This window comes from Geobacillus sp. PLS 41 (assembly GCF_056494105.1).
This window is the reverse complement of record NZ_CM151395.1, coordinates 1,463,396-1,487,533: the sequence shown is the minus strand read 5'-3', so window position 1 is coordinate 1,487,533 and position 24,138 is coordinate 1,463,396. Positions and strand designations below refer to the sequence as shown.

20 protein-coding genes are annotated in these 24,138 nt (G+C 52.4%); 3 read left to right on the top strand and 17 right to left on the bottom strand.

What is annotated here, in order from left to right:
- Positions 1-91: 91 nt before the first annotated feature.
- The 13 genes from ACVX3G_RS07300 to ACVX3G_RS07240 all read right to left on the bottom strand — a co-directional run bounded on the left by ACVX3G_RS07300 (position 92) and on the right by ACVX3G_RS07240 (position 12,878).
- Positions 92-1,207, bottom strand: coding sequence for a hypothetical protein (locus ACVX3G_RS07300; protein WP_033845353.1), 1,116 nt, complete (start codon positions 1,205-1,207; stop codon positions 92-94).
- 116 nt (positions 1,208-1,323) lie between these two features.
- Entirely contained in the window at positions 1,324-1,785 is a 462-nt protein-coding gene (locus tag ACVX3G_RS07295; protein ID WP_033845352.1) for a type II secretion system protein, read from the bottom strand.
- 21 nt (positions 1,786-1,806) lie between these two features.
- Positions 1,807-2,514 (bottom strand): hypothetical protein, encoded by a 708-nt coding sequence (locus ACVX3G_RS07290; protein WP_033010596.1) that lies wholly within the window; start codon positions 2,512-2,514, stop codon positions 1,807-1,809.
- Entirely contained in the window at positions 2,511-3,086 is a 576-nt protein-coding gene (locus ACVX3G_RS07285; RefSeq protein WP_033845351.1) for a hypothetical protein, read from the bottom strand. Before ACVX3G_RS07285 ends, ACVX3G_RS07290 begins: the two co-directional genes overlap by 4 nt.
- A complete protein-coding gene (pilM, locus tag ACVX3G_RS07280) occupies positions 3,076-4,008 on the bottom strand; it encodes a type IV pilus biogenesis protein PilM (protein ID WP_033845350.1) in 933 nt (310 codons plus the stop codon). The genes ACVX3G_RS07285 and pilM overlap by 11 nt, the downstream gene beginning before the upstream one ends.
- Before the next feature lie 27 nt (positions 4,009-4,035).
- Positions 4,036-4,797 carry a prepilin peptidase gene (locus tag ACVX3G_RS07275; RefSeq protein ID WP_033845349.1) on the bottom strand — a complete coding sequence of 254 codons (762 nt, stop codon included), beginning with the start codon at positions 4,795-4,797 and terminating at the stop codon, positions 4,036-4,038.
- Between the two features lie 63 nt (positions 4,798-4,860).
- Complete coding sequence (locus ACVX3G_RS07270; protein ID WP_033845347.1) at positions 4,861-5,265, bottom strand: prepilin-type N-terminal cleavage/methylation domain-containing protein; 405 nt, start codon at positions 5,263-5,265, stop codon at positions 4,861-4,863.
- A 95-nt stretch (positions 5,266-5,360) separates the two neighbouring features.
- The gene (locus ACVX3G_RS07265; protein WP_479454601.1) at positions 5,361-6,572 is read right to left on the bottom strand and encodes a type II secretion system F family protein; all 1,212 of its coding nucleotides are present in this window, start codon (positions 6,570-6,572) and stop codon (positions 5,361-5,363) included.
- Positions 6,559-7,614: a type IV pilus twitching motility protein PilT gene (locus ACVX3G_RS07260; protein WP_011232104.1), complete on the bottom strand. Its 1,056-nt coding sequence runs from the start codon at positions 7,612-7,614 to the stop codon at positions 6,559-6,561. The genes ACVX3G_RS07265 and ACVX3G_RS07260 overlap by 14 nt, the downstream gene beginning before the upstream one ends.
- 12 nt (positions 7,615-7,626) lie before the next feature.
- Positions 7,627-9,291 (bottom strand): GspE/PulE family protein, encoded by a 1,665-nt coding sequence (locus tag ACVX3G_RS07255; protein WP_011232105.1) that lies wholly within the window; start codon positions 9,289-9,291, stop codon positions 7,627-7,629.
- Positions 9,288-10,628, bottom strand: a complete 1,341-nt coding sequence (locus tag ACVX3G_RS07250) for a VanW family protein (protein ID WP_021321854.1) — start codon at positions 10,626-10,628, stop codon at positions 9,288-9,290. The genes ACVX3G_RS07255 and ACVX3G_RS07250 overlap by 4 nt, the downstream gene beginning before the upstream one ends.
- Positions 10,629-10,645: 17 nt before the next feature.
- On the bottom strand, positions 10,646-11,416 hold the full coding sequence (locus ACVX3G_RS07245) for a PRC-barrel domain-containing protein (RefSeq protein WP_011232107.1): 771 nt from the start codon (positions 11,414-11,416) through the stop codon (positions 10,646-10,648).
- 10 nt (positions 11,417-11,426) lie between these two features.
- On the bottom strand, positions 11,427-12,878 hold the full coding sequence (locus ACVX3G_RS07240) for a hypothetical protein (protein ID WP_011232108.1): 1,452 nt from the start codon (positions 12,876-12,878) through the stop codon (positions 11,427-11,429).
- 115 nt (positions 12,879-12,993) lie between these two features.
- Here ACVX3G_RS07240 and ACVX3G_RS07235 point away from each other — a divergent pair, with 115 nt between their 5' ends.
- Genes ACVX3G_RS07235 through ACVX3G_RS07225 form a run of 3 tightly spaced genes read left to right on the top strand, consistent with a single transcriptional unit; the run spans position 12,994 to position 15,912 of the window.
- Positions 12,994-13,626, top strand: a complete 633-nt coding sequence (locus ACVX3G_RS07235) for a type IV pilus modification PilV family protein (protein WP_021321853.1) — start codon at positions 12,994-12,996, stop codon at positions 13,624-13,626.
- A complete protein-coding gene (locus tag ACVX3G_RS07230) occupies positions 13,610-14,179 on the top strand; it encodes a PilW family protein (RefSeq protein ID WP_021321852.1) in 570 nt (189 codons plus the stop codon). Before ACVX3G_RS07235 ends, ACVX3G_RS07230 begins: the two co-directional genes overlap by 17 nt.
- 11 nt (positions 14,180-14,190) lie before the next feature.
- Complete coding sequence (locus ACVX3G_RS07225; RefSeq protein ID WP_025038970.1) at positions 14,191-15,912, top strand: hypothetical protein; 1,722 nt, start codon at positions 14,191-14,193, stop codon at positions 15,910-15,912.
- A 95-nt stretch (positions 15,913-16,007) separates the two neighbouring features.
- On the opposite strand, the gene ltrA (ACVX3G_RS07220) is transcribed toward ACVX3G_RS07225, so the two are convergent.
- The 4 genes from ltrA (ACVX3G_RS07220) to ltrA (ACVX3G_RS07205) all read right to left on the bottom strand — a co-directional run bounded on the left by ltrA (ACVX3G_RS07220) (position 16,008) and on the right by ltrA (ACVX3G_RS07205) (position 23,612).
- A complete protein-coding gene (gene ltrA, locus ACVX3G_RS07220) occupies positions 16,008-17,267 on the bottom strand; it encodes a group II intron reverse transcriptase/maturase (RefSeq protein WP_011230853.1) in 1,260 nt (419 codons plus the stop codon).
- A gap of 598 nt (positions 17,268-17,865) precedes the next feature.
- Positions 17,866-20,748: a VWA domain-containing protein gene (locus ACVX3G_RS07215; RefSeq protein ID WP_033845345.1), complete on the bottom strand. Its 2,883-nt coding sequence runs from the start codon at positions 20,746-20,748 to the stop codon at positions 17,866-17,868.
- 29 nt (positions 20,749-20,777) lie between these two features.
- Positions 20,778-22,127 (bottom strand): bifunctional folylpolyglutamate synthase/dihydrofolate synthase, encoded by a 1,350-nt coding sequence (locus tag ACVX3G_RS07210; RefSeq protein WP_033845344.1) that lies wholly within the window; start codon positions 22,125-22,127, stop codon positions 20,778-20,780.
- A 225-nt stretch (positions 22,128-22,352) separates the two neighbouring features.
- Positions 22,353-23,612, bottom strand: coding sequence for a group II intron reverse transcriptase/maturase (gene ltrA, locus ACVX3G_RS07205; RefSeq protein ID WP_011230853.1), 1,260 nt, complete (start codon positions 23,610-23,612; stop codon positions 22,353-22,355).
- Between the last annotated feature and the right edge of the window lie 526 nt (positions 23,613-24,138).

Here is a 24,138-nt window from a genome sequence, read left to right as displayed (position 1 = left end):
TTATATCATAGTCGACTTGTATGGAGATAAATATAGAAACGAAAAATCGGAAATTCTTTATATATGCAATAGGCAAAAAAAAACGGGGCTTCTAGCTCCCTAGCGGCACCAATTCGATATAAGCGGCGAGCGCCTCGAGCAGCTGTTGCTGGGCTTTGGCCAACAGCGCTTCATCCCGTCGCTCTTTGTATGCGGCAAGGGCGACATACGCCTGCTTCAGCGCTTCAACATACCGACCGACTGTTTTGTCGCTTGAAGCGTTGCTTTTTTCTAACGCGTCATACGCCTTTTGGAGCGCCTGCCAGTCATCTTCTCCTGCTTTCCTGCCGCCAAGCAAAGCCGCGGAGACCGCTGCCATGTTTTCATACAAAACCTCCCCTTTTTGGATGGCCTCCGACCGGCGCGCCGCCGCTTCGGCGGCAAACGACAGCTCTTTGACATACGTGCTTGGCACCCTTTGGCGGTATTGGTCGTTGACCGCCCGCAACGTTTCCTTATCCGCGCCGACGGCGATATAGAGCGCTGCCGGTTTTTGCCCCGCGACGACGACCGGCACGCCTGCTGTTTTGATCGATTCGGACGCCTGCTTGGCCGCCGCCGCATTCGAATAGACGCCAGCTTGAATGACCGCAATGGAAAACGGCGCTCGTACGACGCTTTCTCTTCCTTCTTCGCCCGCCGCTGTTTCAGGCTTTGTCAATTCCGTCATCGCTTCAGATGCCGGCGACGAAGCAGATTTTTCCTTCGGAATGATGCGCAGCACCGTCATGCCAAACGCCATACCGACCAACGCAGCGACCAACGCGGCGGCGAGCAGCGACTTGGCTTGAGCCGGCAGCCGCCATGTCCGACGTCTGGCGCTTTTCTTTTGTTGCATCGCCTCGGAAACGGAAATGACCCGTTCATCCGCCTCAAGGGCGGCCGCCTCTTCCCAACCCGTCGTTTCAACATCTTCTCGAACTTGCCCATCCTCCGTAAACCACAGGCCTGTTGATGGCTTGCCTGCGGATAGCCCGCCTTCTTGAAACGCGCTCACTTGGCGGCTGTCATCCGCCTCGTTTTTGGCTCGCTGTCCTTTCCCTAGATGGCTGTCCACCGGATATCCACCCGACTCCTCGGACGGCCGTCCTTCCGACGAACGCTCCACGGTAAATGGGCGGGGCTTGCCGTTGATATTCACCATAATGCGCATGCGCTGCTTGTCCATTTGGCCACCGTCCTTCTTCCTGCTTCGATTTCTTTCGCCTATCTTATCACAAACGGAAAAAAAAAGAACAAGACATTTGTCGTCTTGTCCCCGCTTCTGTTCTTCATTTTCCGACATCAACGGTTGCGAATCGCCTCGGTCCCCAGCGCTTCGACAGGAATCGGCTGCTCGCGCCCCTCATAGGTGCAAAGCTGCTTTGTCTCGCCTTTCAAGCAAACGGCGTAATCGATCCCGCCGTCTTCCCGCTTCGTGGCAAGCACGTACGATGGATTTGTTTCCGGCGGCAATACATTTCCGGTAAACGGATCTTCGATTGGATCCAACAAACCGTTGCCCACCAATTCGCCATACAACAATATGGCAGAAGAACGGGCTGGCAAAAACTCCACTTTTTCCGCGCCGACATACAGCCGCGCCGCTTCATATAGTCCATACGCATTGGAAACAAACGCCCGCTCGCGCGCACGGTCGATCACCGTCCACATGGCAAGACCGACGATCATCGCCACAATGCCGATGATCACCAACACAGCCAAAAGCTCAATGAGGGTCATCCCCCGCTTCATGCGAATGAGCATATCGGACTTCCACCATCCCCGCTACCGGCCCGAAGACGGCGCCATTTCCACGAGCGGATTGTCTTTGCCGCTTGGCGGAGGGACATCGCGAACGGGAGACAACTGTTTCCATTTCTCAAGCTTCGGAGCATAAAACGCACGAACGGTCACCGAATACGTCAACGGTTGGACTTCATCAGCGATGGACATCAGCTCCGGAGGCCCAGTGACGGTCAACCCTTCAATCGCCACGATGCGCTCCGACTGCTCCAACACCTCTAAAAACCGTTCAAGCTGATAATAGGAAGGCGACTGCACGGTCAGTTGGGCGGTGATGGATTGAATGCTGCTTGACGGAGAAACCGCTCGATTTCCTTCGCTTCCGTTGTTCGTTCCACTGTCGTTCTGCTGTGAAGATGCTGCTCCTTCATCAGAAAAATTGACGCTCACCAGCTGGCTGTCAGCGATATATTCCGCTTTCTGAAACAAGAGCAACAACTGGTCCGTAAGCGGATGGACAGGGACTTTTTTTTGCAATGAAGCAACGGTTTGTGCTGTTTCCTCTGAAGAAGGAGGCAGCTTTTGCTTCAAAGCGGCGAGCACCTTTTTCTCGCTTTGCACCGTTTGCTCCATCTGCTCGAGCTGGCTGTAGCGAGGCATGACCAGCCATGAATAGGCGGCCGCAAACAAAAGCGCGGTGACCGCAGCCATTGCCGCAACAAGAAGCGGCCATTTGCCAAAGCGGCTCATGATTTTTTTCCCTCCCCATCAGCCTGTTGCAGCTCCAGCTCATATTGCGCCATATATCTTGGCACGACTTGATGATCTTCCGGTTCGCCACTCGTCTCGCTATTGGCCGCCACATTGACCAGTTTGACGTTTTTCACCATTCTCACTTTTTCTAATCGATCCAAATAATAGGCCGCCTCTTCCGGCGCATCAAACTGCACCACCATGGTCATCTTTGTCTGATCCGAGTACGTCACATTCATCATGAATCCGCGTTCGGGAAGCTGCTTTGTCAATGCCCGCAGCAACGGCACTGATTTCAGCGGATAGCGTTCCGCCCATTTCACCGCCTTCGCCAGCTCTTCTTGCTCCTTCTGTTCGTCTATATTTTTCATTTTCGCCGCCAGTACATCTTGCTCCGCTCGCACTTTTTTTAATTCCGCCTCCAACATGGCCTGGCGATGATCCCCACGATCGATCAACCAATACAGCACCGAACCGGCTAGGAGAAGCAGCGCCGCCCCGAACAACAAAACGAGACGGATCGGCTGCCTCGTTTCTTTTTTCGGCAATAAATTGATTTCAGCGATCATCGTCAGCCCTTCCTTCTTTCAACGCCAATCCCCAGGCGAGATGAAAGCGGTCCGGCAGCGGATCAAGAGACGCGCTGAGCCGTTCTACAGGCACTTCAAGCCGCTCTGTCAAAGCCGTGAACACATGGCCCAACTCTGGATGATCGCCGGCGAGAAACAGGCGTGTGATGGACTGTTTGCCTTGTTGGAGGGAAAACGAATAAAAGCTCATGATCCGTTCCATTTCCTTATACACATCGACGAACGGATCCACAATCGCCGCCGTCCGGTCACGATAGGCTTCAAGCGGCAAATGGCGCATAAACAACGGCAAATGACGATGAAACACGCTCAAATTCACGGCGGATTCGTCAAACTGCACAAGCAAAATATGATCGTCCGGCGCAGCTTGTCCCGCCGCATAAAACGGACGATAAGCGCAAAGCGGCGATACATCCGCGGCCACCGGGCGCAAATCGGCTTCTTCCAAAAGCGCCGCGTATTCCGACACCGCCTCTTCCGGCGCGGCAAACAACAGCACGTTCAGCACCTCGTTTGTTCTCTCGGCCACGACGTAGTCAAACACCGGATCGGCGAACGGAAGCGGAATCGATTCACCAAGCTCCAGAAATAAATAGCCGCGAATTTCTTCATCCGACAAATGAGAAGGAAGGGGCAAACTGCGGATCATGACGAATGGATCAGGGACGACAAAGCGCGCGCGATGGCCGTCTATTTTCCATTCCTCCACGCATTCGTCCAAAATCATGGCCAATGTTTCCCCATCGACGATGCGGCCGTCGCGAACAACCCCTACTGGCAATGCCCGTTCGCCCCATCGTTTCACTTCAGGCGGATGCCCTAGCTTGACTTCCACATAGCGAATGGCATGATCTTTTACGACGATGTTCACATATTTGGACTTTCCCCACCATAACGCCATTCTCGTTCGCCCCCTTTCTTCCCATCCTTACACAAAAAGATCCATATACGCATCGACAAGCTGATCACCGAAAAACAGCGCCGTCAATGACCCGAGCGCAATCGCCGGCGCAAACGGCATCGGCTTGCCGCGCCGCACGCGCCCCAGCGCCATGCCAATCAGCCCGATGATCGTTCCATACAACGTCGCCAAAAAAAAGGCGAGCAACACCATTTTCCAGCCAAGCACCATTCCCAAAACCGCAAACAGCTTCACATCGCCGCCCCCCATCCCGCCATTGGACAAAACGGCAATCAGCCATAAAAGCGAAAATCCGACCGCCGCCCCAAGGAGCATATCGACCCACGGCAAAAACGGGATCACAAGCCGCTCCATCAAAAACAAACCGGCAAACACCAAAAGCACCCGGTCAGGAATGAGCATATAACGAAGATCAGACACAACGATGATGGCCAACAAGCTGATGAGCGTCCACGCCACAATCAGCCGTCCGCCCCAGCCGATCCACATCGGCGCGGCCGTAAACAAGGCAGCGGTGGCCAATTCCATCGCCGGGTAAAGGGGGGAGATGCGCCCCCCGCACCCTTTGCATCTTCCTTTTTGCGCGACATACGAAACAACCGGGATGAGCTCCCCAGCCGATAGCGTCCGTCCGCACGCCGGGCAATGCGACCGCGGCCTGATGATTGACTCTCCGGCCGGCACCCGCAGCCCGACGACGTTGAAAAAGGAGGCGAGGAGCAATCCTACTAAAGCAATATATACATATACTCCAACGTCACTTGCCATTACAAGAGCCCCGATAATTTATTCTAAATTACCCGTGTTATTATTACTCTTTCTTGTTGATTACTATTTGTCACTTTTTTTATTTTGCAATTCTTCTTCTGTCAATTCAGCATCATTCAGCACGGTGTTAGCGTCATGTTTTTTTAATACATAAGAATACTTTCCGTTTACACCGTCTTTGCTGACCTCAACCTCATAATCTTGGTCTTTGACATTGTCTAAATAAGAATCTAATTCCGTTTTGCTTAAAGTATGCGGAAAGTTTGCTGGAGTATTGGCCGTCATATACAATTTCGCTGCATTGATAATTTGAATTCCTTCAGCAATTTTGGCGTCATCTTTTGACTTGTTAATCAACCCCCCAATCGCCGGAATCGCAATCGCCGCGACGATCCCTAAAATGACGATGACGGCGAGCAGTTCGATGAGCGTCAAGCCGCGCTCGTTTTTGATGATGCGTTTCAACATCACTTTCCTCTCCCTTTCTTTTTTAATGTTTTAGCACGATTTCCCTATTATTCTACAATATAGTCCAAAAAATAGGAAGATATTCTTAATATAAATTATTGTTGAATGTGATTAAAGATGTCGTACATCGGGACGATGATGGAGGTGACGATCGTCCCCACGACGCCGGCAAGCAGCACAATCATCAGCGGCTCGATGAGCGACTTGAGGCGATCGGTGCCGGCGTCGACTTCCGCTTCGTAAAAGTCGGCGACTTTGCCAAGCATGGCGTCAAGCGAACCGGTTTGCTCGCCGATCGTGATCATTTGCGCCACGAGCGGCGGAAACGCCCAATGGCGGCGGAGCGGCTCGGCGAGCGACTGGCCGCGCTCAAGAGCGGTTCGCGCTTCATCAAGGACGGACGCGATCACTTCATTTTCTACGACGCGCTCGGAAATGGACAGCGCCTCTAAAATCGGCACGGAGCTTGACACGAGTGAGCTCAATGTCCTCGTGACGCGCGCCAATGCCGCTTTTTGGACAAGGGTTCCGAAAATGGGCAGCCGCATGGCCGCATAGTCCAAATAATATTTCGTGCGCTTTTGCCGGCGCAGCGCGGTGAACAAAAGGAACACCCCGATCGCCAGCAACGTTATCATCCACCAATAATGCTGCATAAATGCGCTCGCTTTCAGCACAAACTTTGTGATCGCCGGCAATTCGGCGTGAAAATCGGCAAACATGTCGACAAACGTCGGCACGACCGAGACAAGCAAAAAGATGACAACCGCAACGGCGATGATGGCGACAGCCACTGGATAGGCAAGCGCCGAGACGATTTTTTGCCTTGTTCGATGCACTTTTTCAAAATGGTCGGCAAGCCGGTCGAGCGTTTCGTCAAGCGTCCCGCTCGCTTCACCGGCGCGCACCATATTGACAAACAATGGCGGGAAAATGCGGGGATGCTTTGCGGCTGCGGCAGAAAGCGGATTCCCTTCTCGGAGATGCTGTTCCATATCGTCGAGTGCACGAGCAAGCGCTTTGCTTTCCGTTTGCTCCGCCAAAATGCGGATCGAATCAACGATCGTCACCCCGGCGCGCACAAGCGTTGCGAACTGGCGCAAAAAGACGACGAAGTGCTGCAGCTTGACGGCTCGTCCTATGGAAATTTCTTTGTTCCAAACAGATGACGGCACCTCGGCGATCACAATGGGGCGAATGCCTTTCTCCCTCAATTTCAGGACAGCCTCACGGCGGGAGTTTGCGGCAATCGTCCCGGATTTTTTCCGTCCGCTTCGGTCGCGCCCCTTATACTTAAATTGCGCCATCCGCTCCACGCTCCCTTGTCAAATACGCTTCCGCGGCCAATGGATCAATACGGCCAGCGGCCACAAGCTCCCTGACGCTCATTTCCATCGTCTGCATGCCCACACTGCGGCCCGTCTGCATAATATTGATGATTTGATGCTCTTTTTCATTGCGGATCAAATTGGCCACTGCGGCATTGTTGATTAAAATTTCCATAGCCGCCGTCCGTCCTCTCTTCCGACCGTCGGGAAATAAACGTTGGGCCATGACGGCAACAAGGACGGAAGCGAGCTGCAGCCGAATTTGCGCCTGCTGGGCTGACGGAAAGACGTCAATCATCCGTTCGATCGCCGCTGGGGCGCTCGCCGTATGAAGGGTGCCAAGCACTAAATGACCCGTTTCCGCGGCAGTGATCGCGGTTTGGATCGTTTCCAAATCGCGCATTTCCCCGACTAAAATCACATCCGGATCTTGACGAAGCGCAGCGCGCAATCCGGCGGCAAAACTGTTCGTGTCAAAGCCAACTTCCCGCTGGTCGATGATCGATTTTCCGTGCTGATGCAAATATTCAATCGGATCTTCCAGCGTAATGATATGTCTGGACATCGTTTTGTTCATGTAGTCGATCATCGCCGCCAATGTGGTCGATTTGCCGCTGCCGGTCGGCCCGGTGACAAGCACAAGCCCGTGCGGCTTTTCCGCGATGCGCTTTAACACGCTTGGCAAGCCGAGCTCTTCTAATGTCGGAATGCGCGGCGGGATGAGGCGCACGGCAAGCGACACGCACGACCGCTGCTTAAACACATTGATCCGGAAGCGGGAGACACCCGCAATACCGTACGAAAAATCAAGCTCCCCCGTTTCTTGAAACTGCTGCCAAAGCGGCGGCGGAATGATGGCTTTCGCCATTTGTTCCGTGTCCTCCGGGTTCAGCCGTTCTTGCCCATACGCCTTCAGTTCCCCATTCACCCGAAAAATCGGCGGCGCCCCGACCGTCAAATGTACGTCAGACGCACGGTATTCAAAAGCCGCACGCAACAACGCCTCAAGCTTTTCCTTCATCCGTCTCACCCATCAATGCAAAATGGCCACTTTCAGCACTTCTTCAAGCGTCGTCAACCCTTGCTTCACTTTCAACAGCCCGTCATCGAGCAAAAAGATCATTTTGTTTTGAATGGCGAGTTCCCGCAACTTCGAAAACGGCTCATTGTTTAAAATGACGCGGCGCATCTCGTCCGTCATGACAAGCAATTCGTGGATCGCGAGTCTCCCGCGGTAACCGGTCATATTGCACGTCGGGCAGCCGCGGCCACGGACGAGTTGGCGGATGTCGATGCCCCGACGGGCGAAAATGTCCCGCTCCCGCTTCGTCGGCTCATACACCTCCTGGCAGTCGCGGCAGATGCGGCGCACAAGCCGCTGCGAGACAACGCCAGCGAGCGATGTGGCCACTAAAAACGGCTCAATCCCCATATCGATCAGGCGGGTGATCGTGCTTAACGCATCGTTCGTATGGAGCGTGCTTAACACTAAATGCCCGGTGAGTGAGGCGCGGATCGCCACTTCCGCCGTCTCGCGGTCGCGAATCTCCCCGACCATGATGATGTTCGGGTCTTGGCGCAAAATCGAGCGAAGCCCTTGGGCAAACGTTAAGCCGACATTCGGGTTGACTTGAATTTGGTTGACGCCTTCGATCTGATATTCAACCGGATCTTCGATCGTAATGATGTTGACATGTTCGCTGTTTAAATGATTGAGCGCCGCGTAAAGCGTCGACGATTTCCCCGAACCGGTCGGCCCGGTGATCAAAATGATGCCGTTCGGACGCTCGATCAAACGGATGAACCGATCTAAATTGACCGGGTTGAAGCCAAGTTTATGAATATCGTTTAACGCCGCACCCAAATCGAGGACGCGCATCACGATTTTCTCCCCATACACCGTCGGCAATGTCGACACGCGCAAATCAACGGGATGAAAATCGATGTTCATTTTGATCCGCCCGTCTTGCGGCACACGATGCTCGGTGATGTCCATGTTGGCCAAAATTTTGATCCTCGCCGTCAACATGCTTTGCATATGTTTCGGCAGCGCCCTCTCCGTTCGAAGCAAGCCGTCAATTCGATAACGGATGAGCACTTTTGTCTCCTGCGGATCGATATGAATATCGCTTGCCCGCTGTTCGACAGCAAGCTGCAAAATTTGGTTCACTAGGCGAACAATCGGGGAATCGTCCTCGGCCGTCCGCCCGTCTTCGCGCATCTCCGTCGGCGGCGCTGGCAGCAAATCATCAAACGATTCGTCCATGTCATAATATTTATTGATCGCCCGCAAAATATCATCCTTTGAAGCGATCGCTGTTTCGATCTGAAACCCCGTTGACAAGCGCAAATCATCAATAGCAAAAAAATCCATTGGATCAGCCATTGCAACGAGCAATCGATCGTCTTCCACCTTAAGGGGCATGATCAGATGGCGGCGAGCAAACTCTTTTGGCACTAGGCTCGTCGCTTTCGGATCAATCGGGTAGCGATACAAGCTGACATGAGGAATGCCGAGCTGAAACTCAAGCGCCTCAATGAGCTGCTGCTCTGTGATGTAACCTCGCTGCAGCAACGCATCGCCAAGCTTTTGCCCAGGCGTTTTCTCACGCAACGCTTCAGCCAGCTGTTCTTCCGTAATCAGCCCCGCTTCCACCAACAAATCACCGAGGCGTTTCCGCTCACGTTTTTTGTTCATCGGCTTCCCCCGCTTTCCCCGCTTTGCTTCGATTCGGTTGAAGGGGCTGCGTTGGTCTGGTCGCTGCCGCTTTGCCCTTCGCCGTTTTGGACTTCTGATTTCTCTTGACCGCTTTCCGCTTCAGTCTGACCGCTATTCGTTGCATCAGACGGTGAAGATGGCGTTTCGCTTCCTTCCCCCGTTGTATTGGATGAAGATTCTGGGACTTCAAGCCCTCTTACCTCAACCGCATACGTCGGAGGGTAAAAATCCTCGCTCACCGTCTCTTTGCGGATCAGCCGGGAGCCATCGCGCACTTCGCGTTCGACTTTTACAAGCAATCCAGAACGGCCGACTTGTTTCGTCACGGTTTCATCCGGCGCCAACCGGGCATCGTATTGAATGATTTTGCGCGGTTCGATCCGCTCTAGCCCGCTCGTGCGCACGATATATTGATACGCAAACGGCCAACCGTACACTAACGCTTTCACTTGGCGGCCATCGTAGCGAAGAATGAGCGTATAGTCCGTCGAGTTCGGATTCAACCATTGTAAATCGCGTTTGTCATCCACCTTGGCCTCAAATCCCGGAGGAATGCCATCTGGAAGCGAACTTCCCGCATACCGTTCCATCAACAAAAAATTCGTCGACAGCACAGCACGATACACCGCTGATGCCAATGCGTCGACAGCCTGATTCGACAGCCCGCCACCAGCCTGCTGAATCACGGCGCGCAACGAGACCAATTGATTGGAGCGGAGGACGACACGGCGTTCCGAAGCAAGAAAACGGGAGAGACTTTGATCGCGAATGGCAACAGCCGCTTCACTCACGACCGTCTGCCCCTTCCCGGAAGAGGGAAGATAATGGGCCAAGTCGAGCGGCTTGTTCGGAACGGCAAGCTGGGACGCCGCCGCCTCCAAATCCGCTTCCAACGCTTTGAGATCCAAGGCGGGGACTGCCGCCGGCGGGAGAAGGCGTTCAACGGTTTCCATGCAAGCGCTCATGTCAGCCAACACAAGAAGCGGCGAGGAACGGCCGTTGACCACGTTTTTTGTGCTTTCCGACAAGCGAAATGTAAAGATGTCAGCCGGCAGCTCGGCTTTCTTTTCTTGATAGCTGACCGAAATCGAAGCTGTCGATCGCCAGTCGCTCACCTTGTCTGCCACCGCCTGTTGGGCTTCCGCTCTCGTCATCCCAGCAAGCGAAATCGGCCCGACGTACGTCCCGGAGCGATAGCGGTCTTGATCAGGGCCAAACGACTCATAAGCCAAAACGCCCAAGCGGGCAAAGGTGAGGAAATAAACGGTGCAAACCGCCATCACGATAAACAGTTTTCCTATGGAAGCCGCTCTCACCTCGAGCTCCCCCTTTTTCACTCAGCTTCGATGTTCATCGACACATCAACAATGACGCTTGGACCCGCCTCTTGCGCTTTTCTCACATCTTCTTCGCGAAGCGTCGTTCCCGCTGGAAACAGAAGTTCGCCGTTCAAATCATAAATATCCTTGGTCACCCGTTTCCCCGCAAGAAGCGCCACTTGCTTTTCACGGAGCGATTCAAGCGCTTCGACATTTTCCGCTGTCTCCGACATAGCTTGGATCTGTTCAGGAATGTTGCTGGCCTCTGTTTCTTTTTCATTCTTTTGAATGAGCATCGACGCATCGGAAAGGAGAGCTCCCGAAGCGTCGTCGCTGACGATCAATATATCCTTTCCATAAGTCAACACTTGGGCGGATGGCAACACCGCTTCTCCACTTTCAAGGCGAAGGGAGATGCCGATAATATCCCCTGTCTCTTCGTTTAGGAAAAACTCATGGACTTCCCCCAAAAGCTGTCCTTTGCGCGTGATGGCTTTTGTATTTTTGATGCGGATTTGCTTGTTGACAAGCTGGTTGGCAATCGGAATTTCCGCCAAATCAATGACATCATGGCTGCTTGCCACCGTAACGGCGAATTCGCCGATTCCGACGATTTTTTTAAACGGAATCGCTTTTAAACTGAGTTGCACATCTTCTTGCTCGACAGTCAAAAAATCGATGGAACCTTTATCAGGATTAATGACAAAGCTTTTCACGGCGCCGATTTGCATCCCATCCGCAATGCTGATGATCGGCAATCCGATGATTTGCGCGCTCGCTTTCATCCTCTTCACCTCAACCATTTGCTAATGTAGCGGCGATTTCCCGCCAGAGTGCCAGTTCAGCCGCGATAGCTGGATAGTTTGAAAAACGTCGCTCGAGCTGGTCAACCCACGCACGAAGCTGTTGGCCATTTTGTTCCAGTGCATAATGCTCCAACAGCAGGCGGGCGAATACGTAGTAATCGCGATCGGAAAGCGGGGCTTGCAAACATTGATGCAGGCATTGTTCATACGCATCGGCCGTCAAACGGCGGCGGCTCAGCATCAATTCCGCTGCCGCCATTTGCGCTTTTTCCGAAGCAACCAAATGCATTGGTTCTTCAGCAAACGGCTCATCTGCCGCCTCGACGCATTCTTCATATTGAGGATTCTCTTCGGAATCCGCCTTTTGTTCCTCTTGCTGCTCGGAAGCGTCCGCTGTTTTTTCGCTGACCATCGCTTCAGCAGCTGATCTCAACGAAACGGCATCATCCACGAGCCGATCCATCCAATCGACCGCACCGCTGTCTTGATCATGTCCAATCTCAAGGCCATCAGCAAACATCACGCCATCGTCCTCGAAGCTTTCCGCCTCCACGCGTTGTCCTTCTTTATGATGCCAGATGTCATGGATTCCGGCAAATCCATCCTCATCCGGAGCCACGGCCGCCTCGAAAAAGACGCCTCCGTGCTCCCGTTTGACGCTGTCCGTTGAAGAGAACTCGTATTCTCCGCCTTCCACGCGCTCTGAGAAACGATCATCCATGCTCATCCATGCATCCCATTCATTCTCGCCGCGGCTCTCACCCTTAACGATTTCTGCTGCATTCAGAACCGGCTCATCGGCTTGCGATCCTTCATTTCCGCTCTCTTTTGACACTTCATCAAGCACCGCTGTCTCAAGGTCCGGCGTCACAGCGCCCGGCCACTGATCCAACCAATCGGAAACACGCCGCAGCGGTTCGGACGCTCCAACGATTTCTTCCGCTTGCTCCCACGGTGGAACAGTTTCTGCCGCTGCCTCCATCAACAAGTCAGCGGGAGAATGGTTCACTTCTTCCGACCGTTCTGCTGTCTGCTCTATCGATGATGATTCATTAGGTTCAGAAAGGGGCGGCGCTTGATCAAACTGGATCGACGGCAACGGCGCCTTTGGCAAAACAGGGACAGAAGCCAAAGATTCCGGCGCCGACCGCTCCTCTTTTTCTTCTTTTACAAAACTTGATTCACGAGAAGCCCCGGCGCGGTAAAGAGCAGCGCCAAATCGGCGGTCAAGCAAATACGATGCAGCCGCCAACAACAAAAGAACAAGAAGCCCGGCCTGCCAAAGCGGAATGATCGAACTAGCAAATTCGGCCAAAAGCGCAGCCAACAGCGCCATAACAACCGCTGTAAGCCCCCCAAGCCGGCTGAAGCCAAGCGGAAGAAGCCAAATCAGCAGCAGCGCCACGACAAAAGCACCGGCATACATGAGCGCCTCTTTCATCATGCCCCCCCGTTTCTTCTATGACAAAAGACCTCTTTTATACTAAAAATCTGCAACATTCGACTCTTACTTATTGTATAATAAAGTTACATATTTTGAAAGAAGGTTGTGATCAATGACGGACAAGAATTTTTTTTCCTGCCGACGCACTTTAGGGTTCACCCTTATCGAGACATTGTTGTCCATCACGCTGTTGTCTGCGGTGGCGATCGGCTTGTTTTCCTTTTTCACCCACGCTATGACGTATACAGCCGATAACGAACGACGAACGGTGGCCATCAACGTGGCGCGTGGAACGATGGCGTACTTTGAAAAAAATGTTCTCTTTTCTTCCTTATCGAATTACATGACAGAGAACAATCTTTCATTTCTTAAAGTAGAGAAAAACAGCTGCAGCCATGAAGCCTTGTCCTCTTTATTGTTTCCAAGCGGAAATCAGGGCGAAACGATAAGCTCTCAACAATCATGCACCGCCCAGCTCGCCCCAACAATCAATGATGTTCAATACGAAACAACGGTGTACATCATCCGCTGCGATCAAGAAGGATGGGACGGATTCCTCACCTCCTCTGAATTTGCGTCATTGCCGGAGCGGCTCAAAGAAGAGATCCGTCGTGAACGAAACAACATGATCTCCTCCGAAGCCGGCACCTACATGGCGAAACTGTACGCCGTTGTCCGTTGGGGAGAACGAAACGGCGACATCACATGGGTGGAAGGAGTGGTGACCGATGAGACGATCCGTTAACACCCAAGATGGGATGACGCTTGTCGAGCTGTTGGCCGCCATTTCCATTTCCATGTTGATCATTGGCGCCATCTATACTGTTTTTCTAGCGGGCATTCGCGTTTATCAGCACATCGGCATTGAAAGTGAATTGCGGAGCGAGGCGGATTACGCGGTGGCACGCATCATGAATGCCTTGTACATGTTCTCGCCGGACGGCCTTGAAGCCGATCGGAGCCAAGAAAACAAAACGCTTAGTCAACTGTCGTTTGTCAAAAACGAGCAATTCAAAACGAACAACCAAGTCGGTCTTGTTTCCCGCGAAACCGCGGCGCAATCGGTCCATCGAATCATTTCGATTAAAGACGGAAAACTGATGATGGACGGGGAAGCGATTACATCCACACGCCTTTTGCTGGACGATTCTTCCTCCTTTTCGTTCCGTTGCGCGCGCAGAGACGGAGAAATTTGCCGAAGTGGGGTTATCACCATCATCTTAACGATCAAAGATGGGAATAACAACGGGATGCTTTCAATAAAACCTTTCACTTTACAGACGGAATTCGGTTTTTAGGGGGAGGCCCTATGCGCCGAGATCAGCGAGGATATAGTTTGATTACAACATTGTTGGTCATCACCGTCTTTTTATTGCTAGGTCTAACCATTGTCACCACCGCCGTCGAGCACGCCCAATTCACCACCGTGCGCGTGGATGACGTACAATCGCTGCATGAGGCGAAGACGGATGTCAACGAGGCGGTCGCCGATCTGAAAGCAGAGTTATCGGATCCAAATTTTTTGGTCCGCCATCGTATTTTTGCGCCTGACCAATGGGATCAGTTTCTCGGGCTTGGCAGCTCGTCTCCTGGAGAAGACACGATCGCCGGCCGCCTGCGCGACCGCTACGGGGTGATCATGGAAGATGAAAGCGAGCAATATGATATTCCCAAAAACCAAGTGTTTCTTCGCGCCCTTCGTTTAACGAAAACGTTCAATGACGGCCATCGGACGCGAACCGTCAAGCGGCTCGTCTTTGTGACCAATACGCCAAGCTTTTTGAAATATGCGCTTGGCTCAAAGGAAACAGTGGTCCTCAACGGCGGGGTTTATGTCGAAAACGGGAATGTATACACAGGGCAAAACGCCTATGCCAGCAACGCGACCAACTATGTGAAGGCAAACGGACAGCTGACCGTCAATTCGTCTAACGCCGGCATGCCGCTTTTATCCTCTTCCTCGATTTGGTATACAAACGACGGACAATTGAATGCATGCGGGCAAACGACCGGTTGCTGGGAAGCATCACAAGGCCGTTTTCGCATGAAGACCAATTGGGCGCCTCGTTGGCCGACGGATGTGCCAGAACCGGCGCCAACCATCAGGCAAGAAAACGAAGATTTTATCGATGTCGATTTTGACCTTACTGTGGCCGACAAACTGTTGCAAGCATCGGGAATTTTGCCCCCGTCATCCGATTACATTGAGCGAATGGAATCCATTCAAGAAGCCGGGGACAAAAATAGCCAACTTCACACGTTAGTGGCAGAGTTGTCCAATCAATGGACCTCGATCCAATCGAATCAACCGGATCCAAACGATCCACGTAAAACGCTTGAAGAAGTGATCAAAGAGCAGTCCAAAACCAAACCGCTCTACCTCGATGGAAACAGCGTTTTGAGAGGAGATGTCGATATTCAGAACAGCGGAGTCAACCAATGGCTCATTGTCAACGGCGATCTTCGCCTTGATGGGCCGACAAATCCCAGTACATTTGTCAGCGTACGCGGAAATTTTATCGTCCTCGGTGATTTAACTTTGACAGGCAACTTGCGGCTTGACGCAAGCATCTACGTCACCGGGAGCACGAAAATTTACCAAAGCCGGATCGAACGGGCGCTAAACAACAAAGGTGTTGTGTTGCTGTCGAAAGGTCCGCTCGATATTTCCCGTATTAATGAATTCAATAACCCAACCATTCCGACACCGAATTTGAAAGGATACTTTTACACAGACAGCAGCGCCACGATTTATGCCGTTGGATCCTACTTGTATATCGAAGGCGGGCTGTTCGCCCGCGGAAACAGAGCAACAGCTCCAGACACAGACATCAAAGGGCTTGTCGTCAACGCATTCCGCGGTCAAGTCAATGGGGAAAACGGAGAACCGGACCGGTTTACGCCAGGAAGTGATCCGTTATCCTCACGCCTCGTCGTCCGCTATCGTCCTGAAATGCTTGTTGAACAAGGGACAGGACTTCCTTTTGTCAATCGCATTTCGCTCGTGGTCGACCGATTGGAAGTAGAATGAAGGAGGCATTTTTGATTCAAAATCGAGTAGGAGAGGGTGACTAACCCTCGTCCTCTCACACCACCGTACGTACCGTTCGGTATACGGCGGTTCCATTAAGTCTGACGCAGAGATTCATATCGTTGATAAAGACTCTTCAGCCCTTGGCTCTCCCAATAGGAGTTGCCAAGGGCTTTATGCAGGATGGGACTGGCGGCCACTCTCCAATATTTCTTCCGAGTGTTTCCCCATTCATATGCTTTCTGCTTGGGCACTCCTAAACTTTGCAGTTTTCGGACTCTGGTTCTCGGAAGTTTCCACTCTTTCCATTGGCACATGCGCAGCCTTCGTCGAATCCATCCATCTAGTTCTTTGAACACACTTGGGGTCTCTGCTAGCGAAAAGTATCCACACCATCCCAGAATGTATTGATTGAGCTGTTCGATTCGTTCGGGCATGGGAATCGGTTTCGATCGGCTCGTCATGGTGCGTATCCTTTGCTTCATGCGCCGAATGCTTTCCTTTGCAATTCGGATTTTTGGCTCCTTACTTGGGGTGAAGCTAAAACCGAGGAATTTTCTCCTCCACGGACGATCCACTGCCGATTTGGTTTCGTTGACTTTCAGCCGGAGTTTCTTTTCGATGAATGCCGTGATCGATTTCATCACCCGTTCCCCGGCCTTCTTCGTCCTTACGTAGATATTGCAGTCATCCGCATACCGTACAAACTTGTGCCCTCGTTTTTCCAATTCTTTGTCCAGCTCATCCAGGAGAATGTTGGACAGGAGTGGACTGAGCGGCCCTCCTTGTGGAGTCCCCTCTTGTGTTTCCATGACCACCCCGTTGATCATGACCCCTGCCTGTAGATACTTCCGTATCAACTTTAGGAGGATTTTGTCTGGAATTCGTTTCGCTAATATCCCCATCAGTTTGTCATGGTTGACTCGATCAAAGAACTTTTCCAAGTCGATATCTACCACCCATGTATATCCTTCCTGAATATACTGCTTCGCCTTTTTCACCGCGTCGTGTCCTCTTCGACCGGGACGAAACCCGTAGCTGTGTTCCGAAAAGGATGGGTCAAAGATCGGCGTGAGCACTTGGGCGATGGCCTGTTGGATGAACCGGTCTGTCACGGTCGGGATTCCTAGTAACCTGACTCCTCCGTTCGGTTTCGGGATTTCGACCCGTCGGACCGGGCAAGGTTCGTAGGTCCCTTCTTCTAAAGCGTGCCGTATCGCGTCCCAATGTTCCACGAGGTGTCTTCGCAGGTCTTTGACGGACATTCCATCGGTTCCATGGGACCCTTTATTCTTTTCCACTTGTTTGAGTGCTCGCAGGAGATTCTCTCGTGACATTACCTGTTTCATCCACATTCCGATTCTTCCTCTCTACGTGAACGGTCCGTTCTATTTGTGCCATCTTCTTCTCCACCCTCTTGAGGTTCCCCATGGACTTCACCATTTCCCCCCTCAAGCAGGCCCTTTCGGGTTATCTGCTTCATCAAAGAAGATGAACGCCTAGTGGCCGTTCTCCTTCATGGTTCGGTCCTTCCCCTTCTATCTAAGCTAGACGGGTACTATGACCTCTGCTGACTTCTGTCCGTTCAGCGTTGGATCGCTCCAACGGTTGCCAAGCGCACTTGGCTTCCCGGACAGACCTCCCCGGGTAAGAGTGCAGTCTTTCCTTCCATCCATCTGCTTCATTTACTCGGTATCACCTTCGGCAGAAAGGGCTTCGTTTTGTCGTGCAAACTCACCCAATGATACCCAGCCTCCTATGAAGTTCGTGTTCCTCAGACCGGAAGTTTGCCGCCCGCTTCCTTCAGATTCTGCGTCGCCGCAGACACCCTTGCGTTAAGCTAACTGCTACTTCTGCCTTCGCAGTTCGGGACTTTCACCCTATAGACTGCACCCATGCCGGGCGCACACGGAAAGCGGCGCTCCCGAAAGGGAGGCCGCGCTTTATTCATGGCTACCATTTGCCGCCGTTCCCGCCATTTTGGTTGGTGGAAGGCGATCGGACAATGACGGTCGCCTCAGCTTGAATATCCCGGCCATCCAGCGCTTTCACCTCGGCTGTCGCCGTGATGGTGGCATATCCGACATCAACCGGTTGCAAATACCATTTCCCGTTTTCTTGAACCACCTTGACAAACCGATCGTCAGACGTTGCAACAGAGCGAAGCGCCGTGTCCGTTGCATTTTCCGGAATGAAACGGAGTTCTGACGCCACTTCGAGTGGATCATCGCCGACATTCATGTATAGAATTGGATTGAGGAACGCCATGCCTGTAAGCGGTACGTACGGATCAATCACACGAATCGTTGCCGTCTCTGACGCATTTCCTCCGTCTGTCGCGCGGACGGTGATCGTCACCGTTCCAGGCTTTCGCGCTGTCACCATGCCGTTTTGGTCTACGGATGCGACACTCGGGTCGCTTGATGTCCACGCAAGCGTTTTGTTCGTCGCATCGGCGGGCTCTATCGCCACTGGGATGCGTTGCTCCTTACCGACGTTCATCATCGGGTCGTAATCGCCAAGCACTAAGCGGCGGATTAATTTCTTATAACGGAACGCTACCTTCGTCGTTCCGTCACCGCGCGTCAGCCCCCCAGCCGAACGCACCGCGACAGTATACTCACCGTCATCGGAAATGGAAATCATATACGGCGAAGCGAGCGGCTGCCAGTCTGAAACCACGCCATTTCGTACGACTTGGTACTCGTACTTCACCCCTTCGCCAGCGACAAGCCCCACCATTTTGACAGTCGGCGCTTCCGTCACCGTCGCGCCGCTTTCTACTTCGCCATTTGATGCAGTGATCGACAAACGCGGCTTCAAATATATGCGCACCGTTTCATCATTGCGATAGGTGACAAGCAGCACGCCGTCATCATTTGGGTCATACTGCATCGCTTTGACAGGCAACGTCAACAATCCAAAATTTGGGGGTGCGGCTCTCCCAACATTGGTAGACGAAGCAGAAGAGAATTGCCATTTGTTTATAGAACCACTCTGATCGCCCTCATAGTAAAAGTTGGGGAAATCATCCAAGCGAACTGTCATGCCGATTCGTTCCGCCGGCGGAACGAGCGTCGATGTTTTGGTACCATAACGGCTGTCGGTGAATGTCACCAAAGCTGGCGGCAATTGAACACTGTTCATGGCAAAATCAGCCTGCATCACCCATTGCGCCGAGAGCGTCAGTTTGTTGAGCTGGCTGTAGTCGAACGTTTGATTGGTGAAAGACCATTTGGCATAACGCTTGCCATTCTCCACATAGGTTGTGACTTTGCCATCGGGAACAACGGAGATGCCATCGGGCAGTTCTTGGACAATGCTCACATTGCTGATCGTCCCGGTCGCATTGCCGACATACCCGACAAGCGACAACGAATACGTGGCACGGAAGCGGTTGTCGTCGCCATCGGTTGCCCCCCGTTTGATTAAGCTTGTGACATCATTGGTCAGCCCTTGCAGCTTCACCGTTCCAGTAAACGACGGCGGCGCTTCGTCTTTGACCGTGACGGTCACCGTTTTCGTCACAACCGGCTGTGGTTGGCCATACACATCCCGATACGTCAGTTCAGCAGTGAACGTATATATCCCTTTTGCTTTAAATGACACGGGAATCGGAATCGTCACCGGCGCCGGAGTGCCTTGACCAACTTGGTATGGGATGGAAAACGAAATATACGCGTTTTGCTTGTTTTCATCCAGCCATACTTGGCCGTTTTCCGCAACGGCGACATTGCCGCCAAACGACGAAAGCGGGATGCGGATCGTTCCTGTGATCGCTGGCGTGGTGGCAAGCTGGGAAAACTGTTGGAACAAAGCGGTCAAATTTTGCGTCGTTCCTTGCCGCGCCTCGCCGCCGGCAGTCGCTGAAAGCGACCGTAAATAGTCCATATCGACTTCATCATTGTCGCCGAAGCCGATTGAGTAAAGGGTGATATTGTTCATCCCGAGCGTTTTCGCCACCGCTGTGGCATCGGCTCGGATTTTCCCTTCGATGCTGCTGTAAGTGAACGAATAGCCGTTATCCCAAGACACCCGCCATCCATTAACATAATCTTGGCCGTCGCTGTAAAATCGGCGAGAATATCCTTTGTTGTCGGTAAAACGGATTCCGGCAGTCCGTCCATCGCTGTACAATTCGTATGTGACCGAAAGAGAATCGGTTACTCTATTCCTTGTATAGGAATATCCACCCCAAAAATTCTGCTTGACCTCCCGATACGTAATCGTATCGACTGTATTCAACACCGTCGGCATGCCATCGGTTAAGAAAATGATATACTTTTTCCTCGTTGGATCCGTGAAATACGATTTAGCAAGAGACAAAGCAGCCGAATAGTTCGTTCCGCCGCCGGCGGTCAAGCTGTTGCCGGTATTGAGAATGGCATCAAGCTGACTTGCAACATTCGAGTACTTCCCAAACGGAACCACACTTGCTTCCCGCACTCCATCGGAAAACGGAATAAGAGCAAAGCGGTCATTTTGGTTGTAATTGGACTTAAAGTAGTTGACCGCCGCTTGCAGAGCGGATTTGGCGCTTTGCAACTTCGTTGTCGTCATCGATCCCGACACGTCCATGACAAACACGACATCGATCGGCGGGCGGATGATTCCTGAAACAGCGCCTTGTGGAACGAGCGTCACATCGAGCCGGCCTTGGGCATCGCCGTTTGGCGGCTTGGCGTACTCTGATTGTGACGAAGAAAACTGCAATTGAAGCGATGGCAGAGAGGAAGAAGCGGCTTGAACGGCAACCTCCTTCCCACCTGTGCAAAACATGAGCAAAAATGCCCAGACCGACGCTGTAAGAGCTTGGAAAAACCTCCTTTTCCTCATGTTCCTCTCCCCGTTTCATGACAAATTACCTATTTTTCTTTATCTTCATTATACCATTTCATAGACGTTGTTGATAGCAAATTTTTCTTACACAAGCTTTTTTTCACTTCGGAAATAAAGTATAAAGACCCCGTAATCAGCAACATTTCTTGAGCGGACAAACGTGTTTTCTGCTCACCGATCCACTTCTTCCAACGATGAACAGTCGCCTTATGCCGATGGGATGAAAGAGCATACAACTGTTCCGCCGCCGCCGCGCGCGGAAAATCAAACGTCGTAAACGTGATCGTCTCAGCCAGCTCGTCAAGCGGCCGGATCATTCGTTCAAGCGGCTTGTCTGTCAGCGCGGCGAACAAGACATGGACGCGCTTGTCGGGATAATGAGCGCGCACCGTCTCGACAAGGGCGCGAATGCCGGCTTCGTTATGGGCGCCGTCGAGAATGATGAGCGGATTGCCGCTCACCCGCTCAAACCGGCCGGGCCAAGCAGCAGTGGCCAGCCCATCGGCGATATGCTCCGGCTCGATTAAAAACGAATAGCCAAGGCGCAACAATTCTGCCGCCATCACCGCCACCGCCGCATTGTCGACTTGATGGGCGCCGGGCATTTGAATGCGCAAATCGCGGTATTCGGCAAACGGCGTGGCGAGGGAAAACTGCTCTCCTTCGGCGATCGTTTTCCAGTCTGTTACAGTAAAATCAACGCCGAGACGATATGTTTTCGCCTTCCGCTCCGCCGCCGTTTTGGCGATCACTTCCCACGCCTCCGGTTCCTTCACCGCCGTCACAAGCGGCACGCCCGATTTGATGATTCCGGCTTTCTCCGCGGCGATTTGCCCAAGCGTATCGCCTAAAATGTTCATATGATCGTAGCTGACGTTCGTAATGACGGAAAGGAGCGGATAAATGATGTTGGTTGAGTCCAAGCGGCCGCCGAGCCCGACTTCAATGAGCACGATGTCTTGGATGTTTTGTTTGCCGAAATAATACAACATCATCGCCGTGATCACTTCAAACTCGGTCGGTCCGCCAAGTTCCGTCTGTTCCAATTCGTCCGCAAGCGGTTTGATCGTTTGCACGAGCTCTACGAGCTCTTCATCGCGAATCGGTTGGCCGTTTATGCTGATTCGTTCGTTAAACTGCTCGACATACGGCGAGGTGAACGTGCCGACCGAATAGCCCGCCGCCTGCAAAATGGAGCGCAAATAGGCGACCGTTGACCCTTTGCCGTTCGTTCCCCCGATATGGACGGCGCGGACGCGGCGTTCCGGGTGGCCAAGTTTTTCCATCATCCATTCCATCCGTTTCAATCCCGGTTTTATGCCAAGCCGCAGCCGCCCGTGAATCCAAGCGACCGCTTCTTCATACGTTCGAACCATGTCCATCATCCTCCTTTTTCCATTGGTGTCTTGCCGCCCCCTGCCGGCTTCATGCGGCAGATGCGCCACACATCGAGAAGCCTGGTGAAAGCGAGTATATGTTGACAACAAACCTCTTCTCAGAATATGACAAACCTTCCATCATGATCCAATCGAGTAGGAGAGGGTGACTAACCCTCGTCCTCTCACACCACCGTACGTACCGTTCGGTATACGGCGGTTCCATTAAGTCTGACGCAGAGATTCATATCGTTGATAAAGACTCTTCAGCCCTTGGCTCTCCCAATAGGAGTTGCCAAGGGCTTTATGCAGGATGGGACTGGCGGCCACTCTCCAATATTTCTTCCGAGTGTTTCCCCATTCATATGCTTTCTGCTTGGGCACTCCTAAACTTTGCAGTTTTCGGACTCTGGTTCTCGGAAGTTTCCACTCTTTCCATTGGCACATGCGCAGCCTTCGTCGAATCCATCCATCTAGTTCTTTGAACACACTTGGGGTCTCTGCTAGCGAAAAGTATCCACACCATCCCAGAATGTATTGATTGAGCTGTTCGATTCGTTCGGGCATGGGAATCGGTTTCGATCGGCTCGTCATGGTGCGTATCCTTTGCTTCATGCGCCGAATGCTTTCCTTTGCAATTCGGATTTTTGGCTCCTTACTTGGGGTGAAGCTAAAACCGAGGAATTTTCTCCTCCACGGACGATCCACTGCCGATTTGGTTTCGTTGACTTTCAGCCGGAGTTTCTTTTCGATGAATGCCGTGATCGATTTCATCACCCGTTCCCCGGCCTTCTTCGTCCTTACGTAGATATTGCAGTCATCCGCATACCGTACAAACTTGTGCCCTCGTTTTTCCAATTCTTTGTCCAGCTCATCCAGGAGAATGTTGGACAGGAGTGGACTGAGCGGCCCTCCTTGTGGAGTCCCCTCTTGTGTTTCCATGACCACCCCGTTGATCATGACCCCTGCCTGTAGATACTTCCGTATCAACTTTAGGAGGATTTTGTCTGGAATTCGTTTCGCTAATATCCCCATCAGTTTGTCATGGTTGACTCGATCAAAGAACTTTTCCAAGTCGATATCTACCACCCATGTATATCCTTCCTGAATATACTGCTTCGCCTTTTTCACCGCGTCGTGTCCTCTTCGACCGGGACGAAACCCGTAGCTGTGTTCCGAAAAGGATGGGTCAAAGATCGGCGTGAGCACTTGGGCGATGGCCTGTTGGATGAACCGGTCTGTCACGGTCGGGATTCCTAGTAACCTGACTCCTCCGTTCGGTTTCGGGATTTCGACCCGTCGGACCGGGCAAGGTTCGTAGGTCCCTTCTTCTAAAGCGTGCCGTATCGCGTCCCAATGTTCCACGAGGTGTCTTCGCAGGTCTTTGACGGACATTCCATCGGTTCCATGGGACCCTTTATTCTTTTCCACTTGTTTGAGTGCTCGCAGGAGATTCTCCCGTGACATTACCTGTTTCATCCACATTCCGATTCTTCCTCTCTACGTGAACGGTCCGTTCTATTTGTGCCATCTTCTTCTCCACCCTCTTGAGGTTCCCCATGGACTTCACCATTTCCCCCCTCAAGCAGGCCCTTTCGGGTTATCTGCTTCATCAAAGAAGATGAACGCCTAGTGGCCGTTCTCCTTCATGGTTCGGTCCTTCCCCTTCTATCTAAGCTAGACGGGTACTATGACCTCTGCTGACTTCTGTCCGTTCAGCGTTGGATCGCTCCAACGGTTGCCAAGCGCACTTGGCTTCCCGGACAGACCTCCCCGGGTAAGAGTGCAGTCTTTCCTTCCATCCATCTGCTTCATTTACTCGGTATCACCTTCGGCAGAAAGGGCTTCGTTTTGTCGTGCAAACTCACCCAATGATACCCAGCCTCCTATGAAGTTCGTGTTCCTCAGACCGGAAGTTTGCCGCCCGCTTCCTTCAGATTCTGCGTCGCCGCAGACACCCTTGCGTTAAGCTAACTGCTACTTCTGCCTTCGCAGTTCGGGACTTTCACCC

Excerpts from the sequence above, each read along its gene's own strand:
- ACVX3G_RS07300 (WP_033845353.1), bottom strand. The coding sequence starts at position 1,207 with ATGGACAAGCAGCGCATGCGCATTATGGTGAATATCAACGGCAAGCCC.
- ACVX3G_RS07295 (WP_033845352.1), bottom strand. The coding sequence starts at position 1,785 with ATGCTCATTCGCATGAAGCGGGGGATGACCCTCATTGAGCTTTTGGCT.
- ACVX3G_RS07290 (WP_033010596.1), bottom strand. The coding sequence starts at position 2,514 with ATGAGCCGCTTTGGCAAATGGCCGCTTCTTGTTGCGGCAATGGCTGCG.
- ACVX3G_RS07285 (WP_033845351.1), bottom strand. The coding sequence starts at position 3,086 with ATGATCGCTGAAATCAATTTATTGCCGAAAAAAGAAACGAGGCAGCCG.
- pilM (WP_033845350.1), bottom strand. The coding sequence starts at position 4,008 with ATGGCGTTATGGTGGGGAAAGTCCAAATATGTGAACATCGTCGTAAAA.
- ACVX3G_RS07275 (WP_033845349.1), bottom strand. The coding sequence starts at position 4,797 with ATGGCAAGTGACGTTGGAGTATATGTATATATTGCTTTAGTAGGATTG.
- ACVX3G_RS07270 (WP_033845347.1), bottom strand. The coding sequence starts at position 5,265 with ATGTTGAAACGCATCATCAAAAACGAGCGCGGCTTGACGCTCATCGAA.
- ACVX3G_RS07265 (WP_479454601.1), bottom strand. The coding sequence starts at position 6,572 with ATGGCGCAATTTAAGTATAAGGGGCGCGACCGAAGCGGACGGAAAAAA.
- ACVX3G_RS07260 (WP_011232104.1), bottom strand. The coding sequence starts at position 7,614 with ATGAAGGAAAAGCTTGAGGCGTTGTTGCGTGCGGCTTTTGAATACCGT.
- ACVX3G_RS07255 (WP_011232105.1), bottom strand. The coding sequence starts at position 9,291 with ATGAACAAAAAACGTGAGCGGAAACGCCTCGGTGATTTGTTGGTGGAA.
- ACVX3G_RS07245 (WP_011232107.1), bottom strand. The coding sequence starts at position 11,416 with ATGAAAGCGAGCGCGCAAATCATCGGATTGCCGATCATCAGCATTGCG.
- ACVX3G_RS07240 (WP_011232108.1), bottom strand. The coding sequence starts at position 12,878 with ATGAAAGAGGCGCTCATGTATGCCGGTGCTTTTGTCGTGGCGCTGCTG.
- ACVX3G_RS07235 (WP_021321853.1), top strand. The coding sequence starts at position 12,994 with ATGACGGACAAGAATTTTTTTTCCTGCCGACGCACTTTAGGGTTCACC.
- ACVX3G_RS07230 (WP_021321852.1), top strand. The coding sequence starts at position 13,610 with ATGAGACGATCCGTTAACACCCAAGATGGGATGACGCTTGTCGAGCTG.
- ACVX3G_RS07225 (WP_025038970.1), top strand. The coding sequence starts at position 14,191 with ATGCGCCGAGATCAGCGAGGATATAGTTTGATTACAACATTGTTGGTC.
- ltrA (WP_011230853.1), bottom strand. The coding sequence starts at position 17,267 with ATGTGGATGAAACAGGTAATGTCACGAGAGAATCTCCTGCGAGCACTC.
- ACVX3G_RS07215 (WP_033845345.1), bottom strand. The coding sequence starts at position 20,748 with ATGAGGAAAAGGAGGTTTTTCCAAGCTCTTACAGCGTCGGTCTGGGCA.
- ACVX3G_RS07210 (WP_033845344.1), bottom strand. The coding sequence starts at position 22,127 with ATGGTTCGAACGTATGAAGAAGCGGTCGCTTGGATTCACGGGCGGCTG.
- ltrA (WP_011230853.1), bottom strand. The coding sequence starts at position 23,612 with ATGTGGATGAAACAGGTAATGTCACGGGAGAATCTCCTGCGAGCACTC.